Origin of the sequence: Bradyrhizobium sp. SBR1B, from assembly GCF_014198205.1 — a bacterium.
Classification (GTDB): domain Bacteria; phylum Pseudomonadota; class Alphaproteobacteria; order Rhizobiales; family Xanthobacteraceae; genus Bradyrhizobium.
Window position 1 is genome coordinate 126315 of sequence record NZ_JACIHC010000014.1, and the last position, 14763, is coordinate 141077.

General features: G+C 64.0%; 16 protein-coding genes. 6 read left to right on the plus strand and 10 right to left on the minus strand.

Annotated features, from left to right (window positions below; genetic code table 11):
- Positions 1 to 44 precede the first annotated feature (44 nt).
- From GGD61_RS41490 to GGD61_RS28810, 6 genes are all read right to left on the minus strand, one after another.
- Entirely contained in the window at positions 45 to 938 is an 894-nt protein-coding gene (locus GGD61_RS41490) for a peptidoglycan-binding protein (protein WP_183231686.1), read from the minus strand.
- 400 nt (positions 939 to 1338) lie between these two features.
- Positions 1339 to 1830 carry a DUF2852 domain-containing protein gene (locus GGD61_RS28790; protein ID WP_018317763.1) on the minus strand — a complete coding sequence of 164 codons (492 nt, stop codon included), beginning with the start codon at positions 1828 to 1830 and terminating at the stop codon, positions 1339 to 1341.
- 121 nt (positions 1831 to 1951) lie between these two features.
- On the minus strand, positions 1952 to 2704 hold the full coding sequence (locus GGD61_RS28795) for a TetR/AcrR family transcriptional regulator (RefSeq protein WP_092254665.1): 753 nt from the start codon (positions 2702 to 2704) through the stop codon (positions 1952 to 1954).
- 129 nt (positions 2705 to 2833) lie between these two features.
- A complete protein-coding gene (locus tag GGD61_RS28800; protein ID WP_018317761.1) occupies positions 2834 to 3199 on the minus strand; it encodes a YciI family protein in 366 nt (121 codons plus the stop codon).
- A gap of 58 nt (positions 3200 to 3257) precedes the next feature.
- Positions 3258 to 3662 carry a YciI family protein gene (locus GGD61_RS28805; protein WP_092254662.1) on the minus strand — a complete coding sequence of 135 codons (405 nt, stop codon included), beginning with the start codon at positions 3660 to 3662 and terminating at the stop codon, positions 3258 to 3260.
- A gap of 126 nt (positions 3663 to 3788) precedes the next feature.
- Entirely contained in the window at positions 3789 to 4154 is a 366-nt protein-coding gene (locus GGD61_RS28810; RefSeq protein WP_092254661.1) for a nuclear transport factor 2 family protein, read from the minus strand.
- A 314-nt stretch (positions 4155 to 4468) separates the two neighbouring features.
- On the opposite strand from GGD61_RS28810, the gene GGD61_RS28815 reads away from it, so the two are divergent.
- From GGD61_RS28815 to GGD61_RS28830, 4 genes are all read left to right on the plus strand, one after another.
- The gene (locus GGD61_RS28815) at positions 4469 to 6133 is read left to right on the plus strand and encodes a PAS domain-containing methyl-accepting chemotaxis protein (protein WP_092254658.1); all 1665 of its coding nucleotides are present in this window, start codon (positions 4469 to 4471) and stop codon (positions 6131 to 6133) included.
- A 108-nt stretch (positions 6134 to 6241) separates the two neighbouring features.
- The gene (locus GGD61_RS28820; RefSeq protein ID WP_092254655.1) at positions 6242 to 7030 is read left to right on the plus strand and encodes an SDR family NAD(P)-dependent oxidoreductase; all 789 of its coding nucleotides are present in this window, start codon (positions 6242 to 6244) and stop codon (positions 7028 to 7030) included.
- An 89-nt stretch (positions 7031 to 7119) separates the two neighbouring features.
- A complete protein-coding gene (locus GGD61_RS28825; protein ID WP_018317756.1) occupies positions 7120 to 7557 on the plus strand; it encodes a hypothetical protein in 438 nt (145 codons plus the stop codon).
- A 543-nt stretch (positions 7558 to 8100) separates the two neighbouring features.
- A complete protein-coding gene (locus GGD61_RS28830; RefSeq protein ID WP_092254651.1) occupies positions 8101 to 8463 on the plus strand; it encodes a hypothetical protein in 363 nt (120 codons plus the stop codon).
- A 109-nt stretch (positions 8464 to 8572) separates the two neighbouring features.
- On the opposite strand, the gene GGD61_RS28835 is transcribed toward GGD61_RS28830, so the two are convergent.
- From GGD61_RS28835 to GGD61_RS28850, 4 genes are all read right to left on the minus strand, one after another.
- Positions 8573 to 8986: a VOC family protein gene (locus GGD61_RS28835; RefSeq protein WP_092254648.1), complete on the minus strand. Its 414-nt coding sequence runs from the start codon at positions 8984 to 8986 to the stop codon at positions 8573 to 8575.
- A gap of 30 nt (positions 8987 to 9016) precedes the next feature.
- A complete protein-coding gene (locus GGD61_RS28840) occupies positions 9017 to 9556 on the minus strand; it encodes an SRPBCC family protein (RefSeq protein ID WP_092254644.1) in 540 nt (179 codons plus the stop codon).
- A gap of 138 nt (positions 9557 to 9694) precedes the next feature.
- Positions 9695 to 10987: an RNA polymerase sigma factor gene (locus GGD61_RS28845; RefSeq protein ID WP_092254640.1), complete on the minus strand. Its 1293-nt coding sequence runs from the start codon at positions 10985 to 10987 to the stop codon at positions 9695 to 9697.
- Positions 10984 to 11352 carry a YciI family protein gene (locus GGD61_RS28850; protein ID WP_028140339.1) on the minus strand — a complete coding sequence of 123 codons (369 nt, stop codon included), beginning with the start codon at positions 11350 to 11352 and terminating at the stop codon, positions 10984 to 10986. Before GGD61_RS28850 ends, GGD61_RS28845 begins: the two co-directional genes overlap by 4 nt.
- Before the next feature lie 140 nt (positions 11353 to 11492).
- Here GGD61_RS28850 and GGD61_RS28855 point away from each other — a divergent pair, with 140 nt between their 5' ends.
- Entirely contained in the window at positions 11493 to 12458 is a 966-nt protein-coding gene (locus GGD61_RS28855; protein ID WP_018317749.1) for a glyoxylate/hydroxypyruvate reductase A, read from the plus strand.
- Positions 12459 to 12645: 187 nt separating this feature from the next.
- A complete protein-coding gene (locus tag GGD61_RS28860) occupies positions 12646 to 14613 on the plus strand; it encodes a methyl-accepting chemotaxis protein (RefSeq protein ID WP_177237043.1) in 1968 nt (655 codons plus the stop codon).
- Positions 14614 to 14763: the final 150 nt, after the last annotated feature.

Here is a 14763-nt window from a genome sequence, read left to right on the forward strand (position 1 = left end):
CGCGAAGCTCCGGCGAACTTCGCGCGTCAAAAGGCGGCACGCTCTCAGGGGCGCTCTGAAGCCGTCCGGGAATTCAGGCGGAGATTCAACGCCGCCTGCGTCACCACGCCTGCATTTCCATCGACCGGGATCTTGGCGTGGTTTTGAAACCACTCGACCGCCTGCGCCGTGGCGGGCCCATATCGTCCATCCACGACGAGCGCCGGCTCAGCCCCGAGATCGTTCAGGGCCTCCTGAAGCTCGCGCGTTTCATCCGACGTGGTTGCGGCTTTCCAGGCCACCTGGTTCGCGCCGCTCTTGCCTACTGCGCTCCACACGATATCGACGAGCTCCGTGCGTCCGCTCAGGCCGTTGTAACCACCGTTGATGAGCCGCGTGATCGTACGGATGTCGTTCCGATCCGCATACGCGTTCAGGCCTCCCTCATTCCATTCGTGCAGGGCGGGAAGCAGAGCCGCTTCGGGTGCAACAATCAGATCCGGATTATTGTAGAAGTCCACGCCTGCGAGCTTGCCCATGCGCAGGTAGTTGGCGCCGCCCGTCGTCTGCAACAGGCCGCCGCCGCGATATTTGTATCCGTCTCCGGGCTTGCTGTTGCCGAGCTCCTTCGCCTTCTTCGGATTACCCAGTCCGTAGACGCGCTCGGCCAAGGCACGATCATTGTTGAGATATTGATCGACCTCGTCGGGCCGGATGGCCGCGCTATGATGGCCGATGCCGAAAATCTCGAGAAGTCGCGCCGTGGTTTTGTATTTGAGGCTCTCGAAAAGAACCGTACCGCGGCCGGTTTCATATAGCGCCTGAGCGAGGAAGTGCGCGATGCGAAGCGGCGTGTTGATCTTGAAGCGGTCGAAGATTTCGTCGCCGTCTTCAAAAGCCTTGAGGTAATTGGGATAGCAGCGAGGGGCTACCTTCCGAACGATCGTTACGATCCGCACGAAAATACTCCCTAATAATATTCAGCCAAATATCATCGAGTGAAAACGTACTTAGACTATGCACAGCACCCTGTGGTTGCAAGAGGAGATTCGATTTCTGGACCGGCCGCATTGCACCAGTCAGGAGGCATTTTGCGGCAACGTCCGGTTTAGTGACTGCCAGTTGTCGCTGCCATCAATTGCAACCCGCATCTCGCGACAGGGCTAGGCCCGGCACGACGAGCAATGCGAACAATGATGGCGGCCGAAACCGGCCGATGCCTGCTCTCGCGCGCGCGAGAGATTGAACCCAAAAACCAAACCGCCCGCCTGCGGGTTGCGCAGACGGGCGGCTCGGGGCCATCAGGACTTTGGGGGCATGCGCCTGAAGGCTTTGAGAGGTGTCAGTCAGCCTTGAAGGTCAGCCCTGCTGCTGGTCGGTCGGCGGCGGGGTCGGACGCGTCTTGTGCTGCGCCATGAACTGGTCGAACTCTTCCTTGTCCTTGGCGTGACGCAGACGGTCGAGGAAGTTCTTGAACTCGACCTGCTCCTCCTCGAGCCGCTGCAGCGTCTCGGTGCGGTACTCGTCGAAGGCGCGGTTGCCGGAGGACGGGGGGCCGAAGCCAAAGCCGAAGCCGCGGCGCTCCATGCGGCCGCGCATGCGGTCCATCTTGTACTGCATCTTTTCCATCTTGTTCTGCCAGCGATCTTGGTGGCTCCAGCACGACATTCTTCTGCTCCCGAGTGTGAAAAAGAGAAGGGCAAGTCCGATCGGCCACCAGATGATGAAGCCGAGGATGGTCACGGCGATCCAGCCGGGATGCCAGGGCGTATCGAGCATGCGGGGACGTTCGTACTGTTGGTATTGGTCCGAAGGGCCGCGCCAGCGATTAACGTCAGCGGTGTAGGCCATTTCCCATCTCCATCACGGCACCAGCGCCGTTGTGAATGTAAATAACATTTACATAGCTAGACCATCCCGCGATTTTGTCAAGCTGGCCGCCAGACACGCCCGCGTGATCATTTGCGTAATTTTATTTCGGCTTGCCCCAAGGACCACCTGGAGTGCCGCCGGGCGGCACGCCTGAACCGGAGGGCGCCTCCGGGGGCACCGGCGGCGGCTCGGCGCCCTTGCCTGCAGGACGACGGTCGGTCGGGAAGCCGAGGCCGCGCAGATAGATCAGCACCTCGGCCTCGAGCAGCTCGTCCGGCGACATCGGCAGTTTTCGTCGCGCGGCGTCGCCACGGGAGAACAGCGAAGCCACGCCATGCGCCATCGACCAGATGTGCAGCGCCATCATCATCGCCGGCGGCCGCGGCGTACCCGGCGGCGTCAGCGCCGCGAGCCGCTCGGCTGCAGCACGAATGATGTTGAAGGCGCGTTCGCTGGCGGCCTGAAGCGCGGGATTGGCATCGACCGGCACGCCCGATTCGAACATCGCGTTGTAGAACGCGGGCTCCTCACGGGCGAAGGCGAGATAGGCTTTGCCGACGCGCTCGAACGCGGTGACCGTGTCGGGGCGTCCGTCGTCCCAGGCCGCGGCCAGGCGCTGCTCGAACTGCTCGAAGCCGCGCTGGGCGATCGAGGACAACAGCTCGTCACGGTCGCGGAAATGCCGATAGGGCGCCGCTGCGCTGACGCCGGCCATGCGTGCGGCATCGGCGAAGGTGAAGCCGGCCGCTCCCTTCTCGGCGATCAGCCCGAGGGCGGCCTGCAACAGGGCTTCCTTCAGATTTCCGTGGTGATAGCCGCGCTCGGCGCGGCGCTGCTCCTTGCGCCAGCTCATGTGAACGATCTTTACATGAGCCGGCGGTGAAGGTCACTAGCAGGAATCGGGCGTGATTAACCCCGTACTTTCACGGGCGATGCCGGGCCTGAGCGACGGCATCGCACCCGGAATTGGCCTCGTCCGCAGCTACATCTGCGGAATCGGCAGCACGGGCATGACCTCGATCGCCTCGCCCGGGAAGATCGCAAAATGCGGATGGTTCTCGAACAATTTTGCAGCTTCCTCCTGCGAGGCAGCCCGCACCACCGTGAAGCCGGTCAGCGCATTGCTGATCTCGGTAATGCCGCGTCCGTCGATCCGGCGGGTCTTGCCGAGCGGGCCGCCCATCTCGACGATGACGTCCTTATGCTTCTCGACCCAGCCGTGCCAGGCGGCCATGCCCTCGCGCTCTTTTGCCTTCCGTTCCGCCTCGGGCATCGCATGCCAGGCCTTCATCTTTTCGCCGCTCATGCTGCCGAGATAGACGGCGAGGAATTTATGTTCGGTGCTCATCGGTTCTCTCCTTGTTGATTGACTGACGACAGACGCGATTTCATCGCGATCGCTGTGGCTACCTCTTCAGGTCGCCGAAACCGGCCGCGGCCTCCTGCACGTCGGGCGGAAAGTCGCTCATCTCCTGGGCTTGCCGGATCTCGATGATCTCGTTGGCCGAAGCCGGACATTTCTTCGCCCAGGCGATCGCCTCTGCGCGCGAGGCGACCTCGATCATCCAATAGCCGCCAAGGACTTCCTTGGCTTCAGCGAATGGGCCGTCGGTCACGACAGGCTCGCCGGTCGCAAATGAAACCCGCGCGCCCATCGACGGCGGATGCAGGCCATCGAGCGTGATCAGCACGCCCGCGTCCTTCAGCGCCTCGTTATAGCGCATCATCGCCGCGACGCGTTCGGGATCGAGCTGGACGTCCGGCGGCGCGGCCTCGTAGCCGAGCGGGATCATCAACATCATGAATCGCATGGGTCGTATCCTGGCTTCTGCGGTGGTTCCGGGATGCGCCGTGAGGCGCAGGCCCGCTCGCCTTCAAGACGAACGAACCCTCACGGAACCGACACGCCCGCGGAAATAATCTGGAGGGCCCCGGCCCTAGCGCGGCTGCGGCAGGAAACGACCATCCCGCCGGGCAGCGCCGAAATAGACATCGATGCGCCGGACCTTGCCGCCTGCGAAGGTGAAGAACTCCGTGTTGCGAAAACTCCTGCCATCTGTCGCAAGGCAGAGATAAGTGACGAACGCTTCCTCGCCCCGGACGAAGATGCGCTCGATGTCATGCCGTGCGATCCAGCCGCTGTCGCTCCAGCAGCGTTCGAAATAGGTCGCCTTGTCGAGGTCGTCGTCGAACGGGCTGGTGAAGCGGAAATCGTCGGCCAGTGCGTCGGCGACCCGCTGCCGGTTGTTGGCGAGATAGGCGGCGAAGAGGTCTCGGATCAGGCGTTCGCGGTCGTCGGGCATCAATGGTCTCCGCAGCGAGCATCTTGTTGAAGACGGTTCGCCCTCGACCGCGCCGACACCGCCATGCGAGGCGACGCGAAAAAATATCTCGGCTGCGCCCCCGTACAAGTACGGCTCCGCATTGTGAACTCCACCGTGCATATAAACCAAGAGCAGCTGTCAGTTGAAGTAGTTGGCCGTCGCACGTGGAGTCGCGGAGCTCGTCGCGGCGTGTTCCGGAATTTACCGATGCTCAAGGATAGCATGCAACTTTCAGCTCAGGGGAAACGGTATGGCGATCCTGTCGGATCGCTTTCGAGCATTGCGGGGCTTACGTGTTCAATTTCCTGAGCAAGAAGGTCAGGCACGCCATCGCGGAGGTCGAGGCGCTCGACCGGTCGCAAGCCGTGATCGAATTCGGTCTCGACGGCACCATCCTCGACGCCAACGAAAACCTTCTCAAAATGAGCGGCTATACGCTTGCCGAGATCAAGGGAAAGCATCACAGCATCTTCGTCAACCCGGCCGAGCGCGAGAGCACTCGCTACCGCGATTTTTGGGCCAGCCTGAACCGCGGGGAATTCCAGACCACGCAATACAAGCGTTTCGGCAAGGGCGGCAGGGAAGTCTGGGTCCACGCGTCCTACGCCCCGCTACGCGACGAAAGCGGCAAGGTGGTCAGCTTCATCAAGTTCGCCACCGACATCACGGCCTATAAGATCAAGGCCATGGAAGAGTCCGGCAAGATCGCCGCGATCAACCGCGCGCAGGCCGTGATCGAGTTCAACATGGACGGTACCATCGTCACCGCCAACGAGAATTTCCTTGGCGCGATGGGCTATTCGCTCGATGAGATCGAGGGCAAGCACCACTCCATGTTCGTGACACCAGAGGACCGTGCGAGCCCGGCCTATGCCGCGTTCTGGGCCAAGCTGAACCGTGGCGAGTTCGAGGCTGGCGAATACAAGCGGCTCGGCAAGGGGGCTAAGGAAATCTGGATTCTGGCCACCTACAATCCGATTCTCGATGAGAACGGCAAGCCGTTCAAGGTGGTGAAGTTCGCCACCGACGTCACCGCGCAAAAGATGAAGGCGGCCGACAATGACGGTCAGCTCGCCGCGATCCAGAAGTCGCAAGCGGTGATCGAGTTCAACATGGACGGCACGATCCGCACTGCCAACGAGAACTTCCTGAAGGCGATGGGCTATGCGCTGGCCGAGATCAAGGGCCAGCACCATTCCATGTTCGTCGAGCCGAACGAGAAGAATTCGGCCGCCTACCGCCAGTTCTGGGAAGCACTCAATCGCGGCGAATACCAGGCCGCCGAATACAAGCGCATCGCCAAGGGCGGCCGCGAGATCTGGATCCAGGCGTCCTACAACCCGATCTTCGATCTCAACGGCAAACCGTACAAGGTGGTGAAATACGCCACCGACATCACCGCGCAGGCGATCGGCCGCAAGAAGGCCGACAACGCGCGCGGGCTGATCGATGCGGTCGCGGCCGGCAGCGAAGAGATGAGCGCCTCGATCCGCGAGATCTCCGAGACCATGACGAAGTCGCGCGAGACGTCCAAGGTCGCGACCACAAGGGTCGAGTCCGCCGACCTCCAGGCCCAGAAGCTGACGGCCGCCGCACAGGCCATGAGCGGCATCGTCGAGATGATCTCGGGCATCACCAGCCAGATCAATCTGCTCGCGCTCAACGCCACGATTGAATCGGCCCGCGCCGGCGAAGCGGGACGCGGCTTTGCGGTGGTCGCCTCCGAGGTGAAGAATCTCGCGAGCCAGGCCAAGCAGGCGACCGACACGATCACGTCCGAAATCGACGCGCTGAACACCATCTCCGGCGACGTCGCGAGCTCCCTCACCGCGATCAAGGCCGCGATCGCAGGCGTCAACGAGTTCATCGCCTCCACCGCAGCCGCGGTCGAGGAGCAGAGCATCGTGACCGCGGACATGTCGGCCAACATGCAGCGTGCCTCGGCAGAGCTGGCGTAAGGACGACGTCCCCTCCAGCCCTCGCCTGCCCCTTCCTCGCCAGCACAAAAGCGCAGTAAAAGGAGCCTGCATTCCTGCGCCCATATGCTACTCGAGGACAATTCTCCCATGCCGCAAGCCCCGCAAAAAATCGCTCTCGTCACCGGAGCCGCCCGCGGCATCGGGCTTGCGACCGCGAAGAAGTTCCTGGCCGAGGGTTGGCGCGTGGCGCTGCTCGACATCGAGGGCGAGTTGCTCGGCCGGGCGGTCGCCGAAATCGACCAAGGCGAGGCGACGCTGGCGCTGACCTGCGACGTCTCGGACGCCGCCGCGGTGAGCAATGCAATGGAGGCGGTCGAGCGCCGGTTCGGCCGACTGGATGCACTGGTCAACAATGCCGGCATCGCGGTGTTCGCACCGCTGATGGAGACGTCCGAGACCGATTGGCGCCGCGTGCTCGAGGTCAATCTCACCGGCCCGTTCCTCTGCACCAAGGCCGCGGTTCCCTTGATGCGCGAGGGCCATGGCGGCGCCATCGTCAACATCACCTCGATCTCGGCGGTGCGCGCCTCGACGCTGCGCTCGGCCTACGGCACCAGCAAGGCCGGGCTCGCGCACCTGACCAAGCAGCTCGCTGTCGAGCTCGCCTCGCTCAACATCCGCGTCAACGCGGTTGCGCCGGGGCCGGTCGACACGGCGATGGCGAAGCAGGTGCACACCAAGGAGATCCGCGCCGACTATCACGACGCCATTCCGCTCAATCGCTACGGCCTGGAGGAGGAGCTTGCGGAAGCGATCTACTTCCTGTGCTCGGCAAATGCGAGCTACATCACCGGCCAAATTTTGGCCGTTGATGGCGGCTTCGATGCGGCAGGTATCGGCCTGCCCACGCTGCGCGGCCAGCGCCGCAACGGATAGGTCCGGAAATTGTAGGGTGGGTTAGCACTGCCGCTGCGCGGGCCGCTGGGCGTAACCCACCCTACGGAACCGATTTAGGTGGAGACTTCATGCGACGCATCTCTTTGCTCAACGCCCTGATGCTTGCATTCGCGCTGCTCGCCACCGCGCCGGCGTCCGCCGAAATCCGCATCATCCAGTCTCCCGGCGGACAGGTGGGGCCGTTCCTCGATTTGTTCGAGAAGGTGCGCGAGAGCGGCGAGCGCGTGGTGATAGACGGCCCCTGTCTGTCGGCCTGCACGCTGGTGCTGAGCATCGTACCGGGCGAGCGCATCTGCGTCACCAAGCGTGCCGTGCTCGGCTTCCATGCGGCACGTTCGGTCGACCGGCGCGGGCGCTTTTATGCCGAGCCGGAAGCATCGGTCGCGGTGCTTGCCGCCTATCCCGGCCCAGTGCGCGACTGGATCAGCCGCCGTGGCGGCCTCACCTCGCGGCTGCTCTTGCTCAAGGGGCGCGATCTCGCCGCGATCTATCCGCGCTGCCGCTGACGAATGTGGCAGCCGCCACGGATGTGACGTGAATGAGTTCTGTGAACCGCGTCGCGTCACATCAAAGGCGTTTGGCTTGGCCGGCCCGAGGCCACACGGCAGGTTCCCTGTGTCGCACCCAATGTGCGCACCGGGGTCTCCACGCCATCACACTTTGGCTGCCGTCAATAAAGAGTCTGGATCACCGGCCCCAGCTTCATGCTGACGCAGATAAGCATCCCCCACAGGGCAAAATTGATCTGTAGCGCCGCCGCCATCGGTCGCTCCCCTTCCAAGTGACGTCCACCCCAGCTTTTTAGATTTTGTGATTCACCAATAGCGATTCTGACGTGCAGATTACAGCCCAATATTGCGTCAATTGTTGTGCGATGCAGTCCGCATGGTTTCACGAAGCGGCCTCACTGCTCCCGCAAAGTGATGCGAATCGTGAGTTCATTCCTCGGCCACGCCCGCCAGTCGTTTGCCTTAAGTTCCATTTGACCGATGCCATGCAAGTTTCCCGTGTGGAAGTCTGCGCATTGCGCATCGAACTTTGGGTCCGGCATGATACGACGCGGCTTCATCTTGCTTACTTTCTGCACAGCGCTGCTTGGATGTGCAGTCGCATCGGCGCAGGAGCGTCGTCCGATCGCATGGGATGGCCTCGGCCAGGACCCCAACAAAGCCTCGCATCGCCCGCATGTCGCGAAGCGGCGCGCGACGAACCCCGCGCCCGCGGCAGCTGATCCCAATCAGGAGCGGGAACGAGTGCTCGGCACCTTGCGGCCATATTCGGATGCGTGGTGGGCGGTCCATGACGAGATCGAAGCCGAGAACGACAAGCAGCTCGGCACCAAGCTCGTGATCTGCCCTCGCTGCGTTCAGTCGCCGCAGCAAAGCGAGGACGTGACCGGATCGATCCGTTGAGCGAGCTCACGACCGATCCGGGTATGACGCGATAAATCCAGGCGTCCCCTCTCCCGCGACAGTGGAGAGAGGGGATCGCAATTCCACAGATCGTGCAGGCTCGCGCCTGTCACATTCCTTCGGCCGGGCAGTTCACCATCCAGGGAATGCCGAACTTGTCGACGCACATGCCAAAGCCCTTGGCCCAGAACGTCTTGCTGAACGGCATGGTGACGGTGCCGCCATCGGCGAGTGCATTGAACTTACGCTCGCCGTCCGCAGGGTCCTTGACGGTGAGCGAGATCGAAAAGCCTTGCGGCTTGGCGAAATGCTCCGGCGGCGCGTCGGAAGCCATCAGCACGCTGCCGTCGGGCAGCGACATCCGCGCATGCATGATCATCTTTTCGCGGCCGGGCGCGGCGGGCATGTCCGGCGGCGCGTCCGATGACCGCATCATGGCGTCGATCTTGCCGCCCAGGACCTTGACGTAGAAGTTGAACGCAGCTTCGCAGGTGTCCTGATAGAACAGATAAGCGTTGAGCATCGTTTCTCTCCTCTTCGTTTGCAGTGAGGCTTATTGCTTCTCGGCCAGCTTCTTCAGGCTGGCGAGGCCGGCATCGAAATCCTTGCCGATCATGCTGTCCATGTTGATGAACACCTGCATGATCTTGGACATGAACGGAGCCGGACCGTACATCGCCCATGTGACCAGAGTAGCATCGCCTTGCGGCACAAAGGTGAACTCGGCGGTGTTGTGACCTTCGAACGGCCGCTCGAAATCGAGCTTGATGCGAAGCTTGGACGGCCCGGTCGCCTCGAGGATCTCCATGCGGCCGGCGCCGACATTGTTGTTGCCATCCCAAGCATAGGTCGCGCCCTTGCCTCCCTCAGATCCACCGAAGGTGCGCTTCATGGCGGGATCGCGGGTCTCATAGGGGGACCAGTTGGTCCAACGGCGGAAATCGGCGACCTGTGGATAGATCGCTCCGGCTGGCGCCTTCACCGCGAGGCTCCGCTCGATGCGGAAGGTGTCAGATTTTGTCAGGGCAAAGGCGAGGACGCCCGCGATTCCAACGGCGAGCACGACGGCGATGACGGCAATGGCTTTCAGCATGAAGGGGCTCCGTGGGTACGGGCTTAGGACGAACGGGAACGGCAGGAGCCGACAATTGCCGGAATGAAATTTTGCACGCTACCCACCCCACGTCATGGCCGGGCTTGTCCCGACATGATGATGTGGAGACAGACGGGTCTACTTCACTTTCGCGCCCTGCCGCGCGCCCGCCTTCGGCTGGCTGTCCCGGATCAGGCGATCGATGTGCATGCGAATGTGGGCCGCTTCTGCGGACGTGTTGGCAAGCGCGATGGCGCGGTCGAAGGCGACACGTGCCTCGTCGTTGCGGCCGAGCTGCATCAGGAAGGCGCCGCGCACGCCGTAGAAATGGAAGTAGTTGGCGAGCTTCGGCGCAAGCGGCTCGATCAGATCGAGCGCGGCTTGCGGCCCCCGCACCTTGGAGACCGCGACCGCGCGGTTGAGCGTCACCACGGGAGACGGCTGCACGACCTCGAGCGCGCCGTAGAGCAGGTCGATCTGCGCCCAGTCGGTCTCCTCCGGCGTCGCCGCGCGGGCATGCAATGCAGCGATCGCGGCCTGAATCTGATAGGGCCCGCTGCGGCGGTGGCGCATCGCCTTGTCGATCAGCGCCAGCCCCTCCGCGATCATGGTGCCATTCCACAGCGAACGGTCCTGGTCGTCCAGCAGGATCAGCGAGCCGTCGGCGGCAAAGCGCGCGGCACTGCGCGCATGCTGCAGCAAGATGAGCGCCGTGAGCCCCATGATCTCCGGCTCGCTCGGAAACAGCCTGAGCAGCAGGCGCCCCAGCCGAATCGCCTCCTCGCAAAGCGGCTTGCGGATCTCCGCGGTGTCGCCGCTCGCCGAATAGCCCTCGTTGAAGATCAGGTAGATCATCGCCGCGACGCCGGCGAGCCGCTCGGAGCGCTCGATTGCGCCGGGCGCTTCGAACGGCGTCCCGGCTTCGGCGACCTTCGCCTTGGCGCGGGTGATGCGCTGCTCCATCGCCGCGTCCGAGACCAGGAAGGCGCGCGCGATCTGCTTCACGGTAAGCCCCGAGACGATGCGCAGCGCCAGCGCGATCTGCTGCGTCGCCGGCAATTGCGGATGGCAGCAGATGAACATCAACCGCAGGATGTCGTCGCGGTAGTGCGAACCGTCGAGCCGTTCGGCCAGCGCGCCTTCGGCGTCGTCGAGATCGGAGATCGCCTGGTCGTCCTCAGGCAGCGGCTGCTGCTTGCGGGTCCGGCGCACCTCGTCGATGGCGGCGTTGCGGCCGACCATGATCAGCCAGGCTGCAGGATCGCGCGGCGGCCCGTTCTGCGGCCAGGACTTGAGCGCGCGCAGCGAGGCGTTCTGGAACGCCTCCTCGGCGGTGTCGAGATCACGGAAATAACGCAGCAGCGCGCCGACCGCCTGGGGTCGCGCCGAGGTCAGCGCGGTCTCGATCCAGCCGGTGTCGGCCTCGCTCACGTCAGGTTTCCTCCGGGCCGGAACACGCCGACGGGACGCACCTCATAGGCGCCGCCGGGATTGGCAGCGCCGAGGTCGCGGGCGACGTCGAGCGCCTCATCGAGATTCTTGCAGTCGACGATGTAGAAGCCGAGCAGCTGCTCCTTGGTCTCGGCATAGGGGCCGTCCAGCACCAGCGGAGGATCTTCCTTCCGCAACGTCGCGGCGGCCGTGGTCGGCAGCAGCCGCGCGACCGGCCCGAGCCGGCCCTGCTGGGTGAGCTTCTCCTGCACCACGGCGAGCTTCTTCATCACGGCCTCGTCCTGCTCCTTGCTCCAGGAGCCGACGAAGTCCTCATCGTGATAGCAAAGGATGGCATAAAGCATAGGCGACACTTTCCTCGTCTGTTCTAAAGACGCGCCAATATGCCCCGCCCCGACAGGACTGCGGAAAAAATTTGCGAGAAAAATCCGGCAGATCGTGCCAAGGAGGGCCTTCGTAAGCGGAACCCGACGAGGCAATTCGAATGACCAAGGGCACACTGGCCGTCCTGATCAACAGCACGCAGCAGAACTGGTTGCCGGAGCGCTGGAAGGCCCGGTTTGATGCTGTCTGCGGCGGCCGCCGTGTAGTGTTGCTGCCGGATTCCACGCTCGATCCGGCCGAGGTGCACTATGCCACGGTGTGGAAGCCGGTGCCGGGCGATCTCGGCGCCTTCCCCAATCTGCGGGCGATCTTCAATCTCGGTGCCGGCGTCGATGCGCTGATGGCGGACAAGAGCCTGCCCGATGTGCCGCTGGTCCGGGTCGCCGTACCCGACCTGACCGGCCGCATGACTGAATATGTCGTGCTGCACGTGCTGATGCACCACCGCCAGGAGCTCTATTTGCGGGACTCGCAGCGCGCAAAGCGCTGGGAGCCGAAATATCAATGGCCGGCCAGCGCCGTCACGGTCGGTGTCATGGGATTGGGCACGCTCGGTGCGGACGCGGCCGACGTGCTGCGGCGGCTCGGCTTCCGCGTCGCCGGCTGGAGCCGCAGCCCGCGCGCGATCGACGGCGTCGAGTGCTTCCATGGCTCGGCCCAGATCGATGCGTTCCTGCGCGCGACCGATATTCTGGTCTGCCTGCTGCCGCTGACGCCGGAGACGCACGGCATCCTCAACCGCGACGTCTTCACCAAGCTCAACCGCAACAGCCCGCTCGGCGCGCCGGTGCTGATCAATGCCGGCCGCGGCGGCTTGCAGAACGAGGCCGACATTCTCGCCTGCCTCGACGACGGCACGCTGGGCGCCGCCTCGCTCGACGTGTTCGTACAGGAGCCGCAGCCGGCGGACAGCCGGTTCTGGACCCATCCCAAGGTGGTGCTGACGCCGCACAACGCAGCCGACACCGACGCGGACGCGATCTCGGCCTATGTCGCCGAGCAGATCGCACGGTTCGAGGCCGGCGGCGCGTTGGAGAACGTGGTGGACCGGGCCAGGGGGTATTAGGCGCCGGGATTTTCGCGAGCACCGTCACAACATATTCAGTGTCGTCCCCGCACACGCGGGGACGACACTGATTGTGGGGCAGACAGCCTCCCCCCACAACCACCGCGTTCCGCAGGTATCCCGTTCACTCTCTCTTAGCGAGAAGTTGATAAGCGGTGTTAACCAACGCTCAAACAACGAGTCGGACATGCGCGCGAGCCTCGGCCTCAGGATGCGGATCACGGTTGCCCTCGCGGTGACGGCGGCGGCAACCGCTCTGTTCGCTGTGCTCGGGGCGATGTGGATCATCGCGGGGATCATCGACCGCGCCGACCAGCGCGAGCTGCAGAGCCATTATGATGCCCTTCAGTCGCGCATCGCCGAGGAATCGCACCGGGCCGCCGCCATGAGCACGGTCGTAGCCGCGATGCCGGCGACGCAGGATGCGATGGCCAAGCAGGACCGCAACGCCCTGATAGCCCTGTTCGGGCCGGTCTTTGCGGCGACCAAATCGGAATACGGTGTCGAGCAATTCCAGTTCCATGTGGCGCCGGCGACCTCGTTCCTGCGTGTGCACCAGCCCGCGAAATTCGGCGACGATCTCTCCGGCTTCCGCAAGACCGTCGTCGTCGCCAACCAGGATCGCAAGGTCGTGGTCGGCCTCGAAGGCGGCGTTGCCGGGCTCGGCATCCGCGGCGTGGTGCCGATCGCGCAAGGGGCTAAGCATCTCGGCTCGGTCGAATTCGGCCTGACCTTCGGCCAGTCCTTCCTCGACGACTTCAAGACCAACCGCCATGTCGACGTCGCCTTCCACCTCGCCGACGGCTCGGGCTTCAAGCTGTTCGGCGGCACGCTGAAGGGCAAGAGCTTCTTCGACGCGGCCGATTACGGCCGCGCTACCACAGGCAGCTTCACGGTGAAGCGGGCCAAGCTCGACAACACGCCGGTGGCAGCGCTGCTCGGCCCGATCAAGGATTTTTCCGGAAAGCCGCTCGGCGCCGTCGAGCTGGTGATGGACAATGCCGATTACGAGGCCTCGGCCGACCGCGCCTGGATGCTCGCGATCGCGATCGCCGCGATCGGGCTCGTGCTTGCCGCCATCGTCGGCTATCTCATCGCCCGCAGCATCTCGCGTCCGATCCTCTCCATCACGTCCGTCATGCGCGAGCTCGCAGACGGCCGGACCGACGTCACCATCCCCGCCAGCAAGGCGAACGACGAAGTCGGGGCGATGGTGAAGGCGGTTGCGGTGTTCCGCGACAACGCCGTCAACTTTGGGAAGCTTCAGGCCGAGCAGCTGGAAGCCAAGGCGCAGTCCGAAGCGGAGAAGCGGCGCGCCTTCGCCGCGCTTGCCGACAATTTCGAGGCCAGCATCCGCGATGTCGTCACCACGGTGTCCTCAGCTGCGGTCGAGATGGAGCATACGGCGCGGTCGATGTCGGCCATCGTCGAACAGTCCCGACAGCAGACGCGCGCGGTGTCGTCGGCCTCGACACTGGCCTCGGAGAATGTGCAGACCGTCGCGGCGGCGGCGGAAGAGCTGTCCTCGTCGATGACCGAGATCAGCCGGCGCCTCGCCCACGCGACCGAAGTGGTGGGCAAGGCCGCGAGCGACGGCCGGCGCTCGAACGAGCGCGTGCAGAGCCTGGCAGACGCGGCGCAGAAGATCGGCGACGTCGTCTCCTTCATCAACGGCATCGCGGGCCAGACCAACCTGCTGGCGCTGAACGCGACGATCGAAGCGGCGCGCGCGGGCGAAGCCGGCCGCGGCTTTGCCGTGGTCGCTTCCGAGGTCAAGGCCCTGGCGACGCAGACGGCGAAGGCGACCGAGGAAATCGGCGCCCAGGTCCACGCGGTGCAGGGCGAGACATCAGGCGCTGTGGACGGCATCCAGTCGATCTGCGCGACGATCCAGCAGGTCGACGAAATTTCCGCCGCGATCGCCGCAGCCGTCGGCCAGCAGGGCACGGCGACGCAGGAGATCGCCCAGAACGTCCAGCAGGCGGCTGCCCGCACCGGCGAGGTCTCGCAGAACATCTCCGGTGTCACCGCGGGCATCGCCGCGACGGGCACGGCGGCCGAGGAAGTGCTGGGTTCGGCGATCGAGCTGTCGAAGCAGTCGCAGCGACTGCGGGACGAGGTGGATCGCTTCCTCGCGCAGATCCGCGCGGCGTAGTTGGGACGCAGGATCGCGCAGCATACTCACTATCGTCCCCGCGAAGGCGGGGACCCATAACCCCAGGGAGAAGTTGTTAGGCGAGCTGGTAACTCCGAGTCTTCGCCAAACTCCTCCCCGTGGTTATGGATCCCGGATCTGCGCTCCGCT

Bases quoted from the DNA above. Each gene is read 5' to 3' on its own strand.
- GGD61_RS28830 (WP_092254651.1), top strand. From the start codon at position 8,101: ATGATACGACGCGGCTTCATCTTGCTTACTTTCTGCACAGCGCTGCTT.
- GGD61_RS28790 (WP_018317763.1), bottom strand. From the start codon at position 1,830: ATGGCCTACACCGCTGACGTTAATCGCTGGCGCGGCCCTTCGGACCAA.
- GGD61_RS28805 (WP_092254662.1), bottom strand. From the start codon at position 3,662: ATGCGATTCATGATGTTGATGATCCCGCTCGGCTACGAGGCCGCGCCG.
- GGD61_RS28795 (WP_092254665.1), bottom strand. From the start codon at position 2,704: ATGAGCTGGCGCAAGGAGCAGCGCCGCGCCGAGCGCGGCTATCACCAC.
- GGD61_RS28840 (WP_092254644.1), bottom strand. From the start codon at position 9,556: ATGCTGAAAGCCATTGCCGTCATCGCCGTCGTGCTCGCCGTTGGAATC.
- GGD61_RS28810 (WP_092254661.1), bottom strand. From the start codon at position 4,154: ATGCCCGACGACCGCGAACGCCTGATCCGAGACCTCTTCGCCGCCTAT.
- GGD61_RS28835 (WP_092254648.1), bottom strand. From the start codon at position 8,986: ATGCTCAACGCTTATCTGTTCTATCAGGACACCTGCGAAGCTGCGTTC.
- GGD61_RS28855 (WP_018317749.1), top strand. From the start codon at position 11,493: ATGACCAAGGGCACACTGGCCGTCCTGATCAACAGCACGCAGCAGAAC.
- GGD61_RS28825 (WP_018317756.1), top strand. From the start codon at position 7,120: ATGCGACGCATCTCTTTGCTCAACGCCCTGATGCTTGCATTCGCGCTG.
- GGD61_RS28800 (WP_018317761.1), bottom strand. From the start codon at position 3,199: ATGAGCACCGAACATAAATTCCTCGCCGTCTATCTCGGCAGCATGAGC.
- GGD61_RS28850 (WP_028140339.1), bottom strand. From the start codon at position 11,352: ATGCTTTATGCCATCCTTTGCTATCACGATGAGGACTTCGTCGGCTCC.
- GGD61_RS28820 (WP_092254655.1), top strand. From the start codon at position 6,242: ATGCCGCAAGCCCCGCAAAAAATCGCTCTCGTCACCGGAGCCGCCCGC.
- GGD61_RS28860 (WP_177237043.1), top strand. From the start codon at position 12,646: ATGCGCGCGAGCCTCGGCCTCAGGATGCGGATCACGGTTGCCCTCGCG.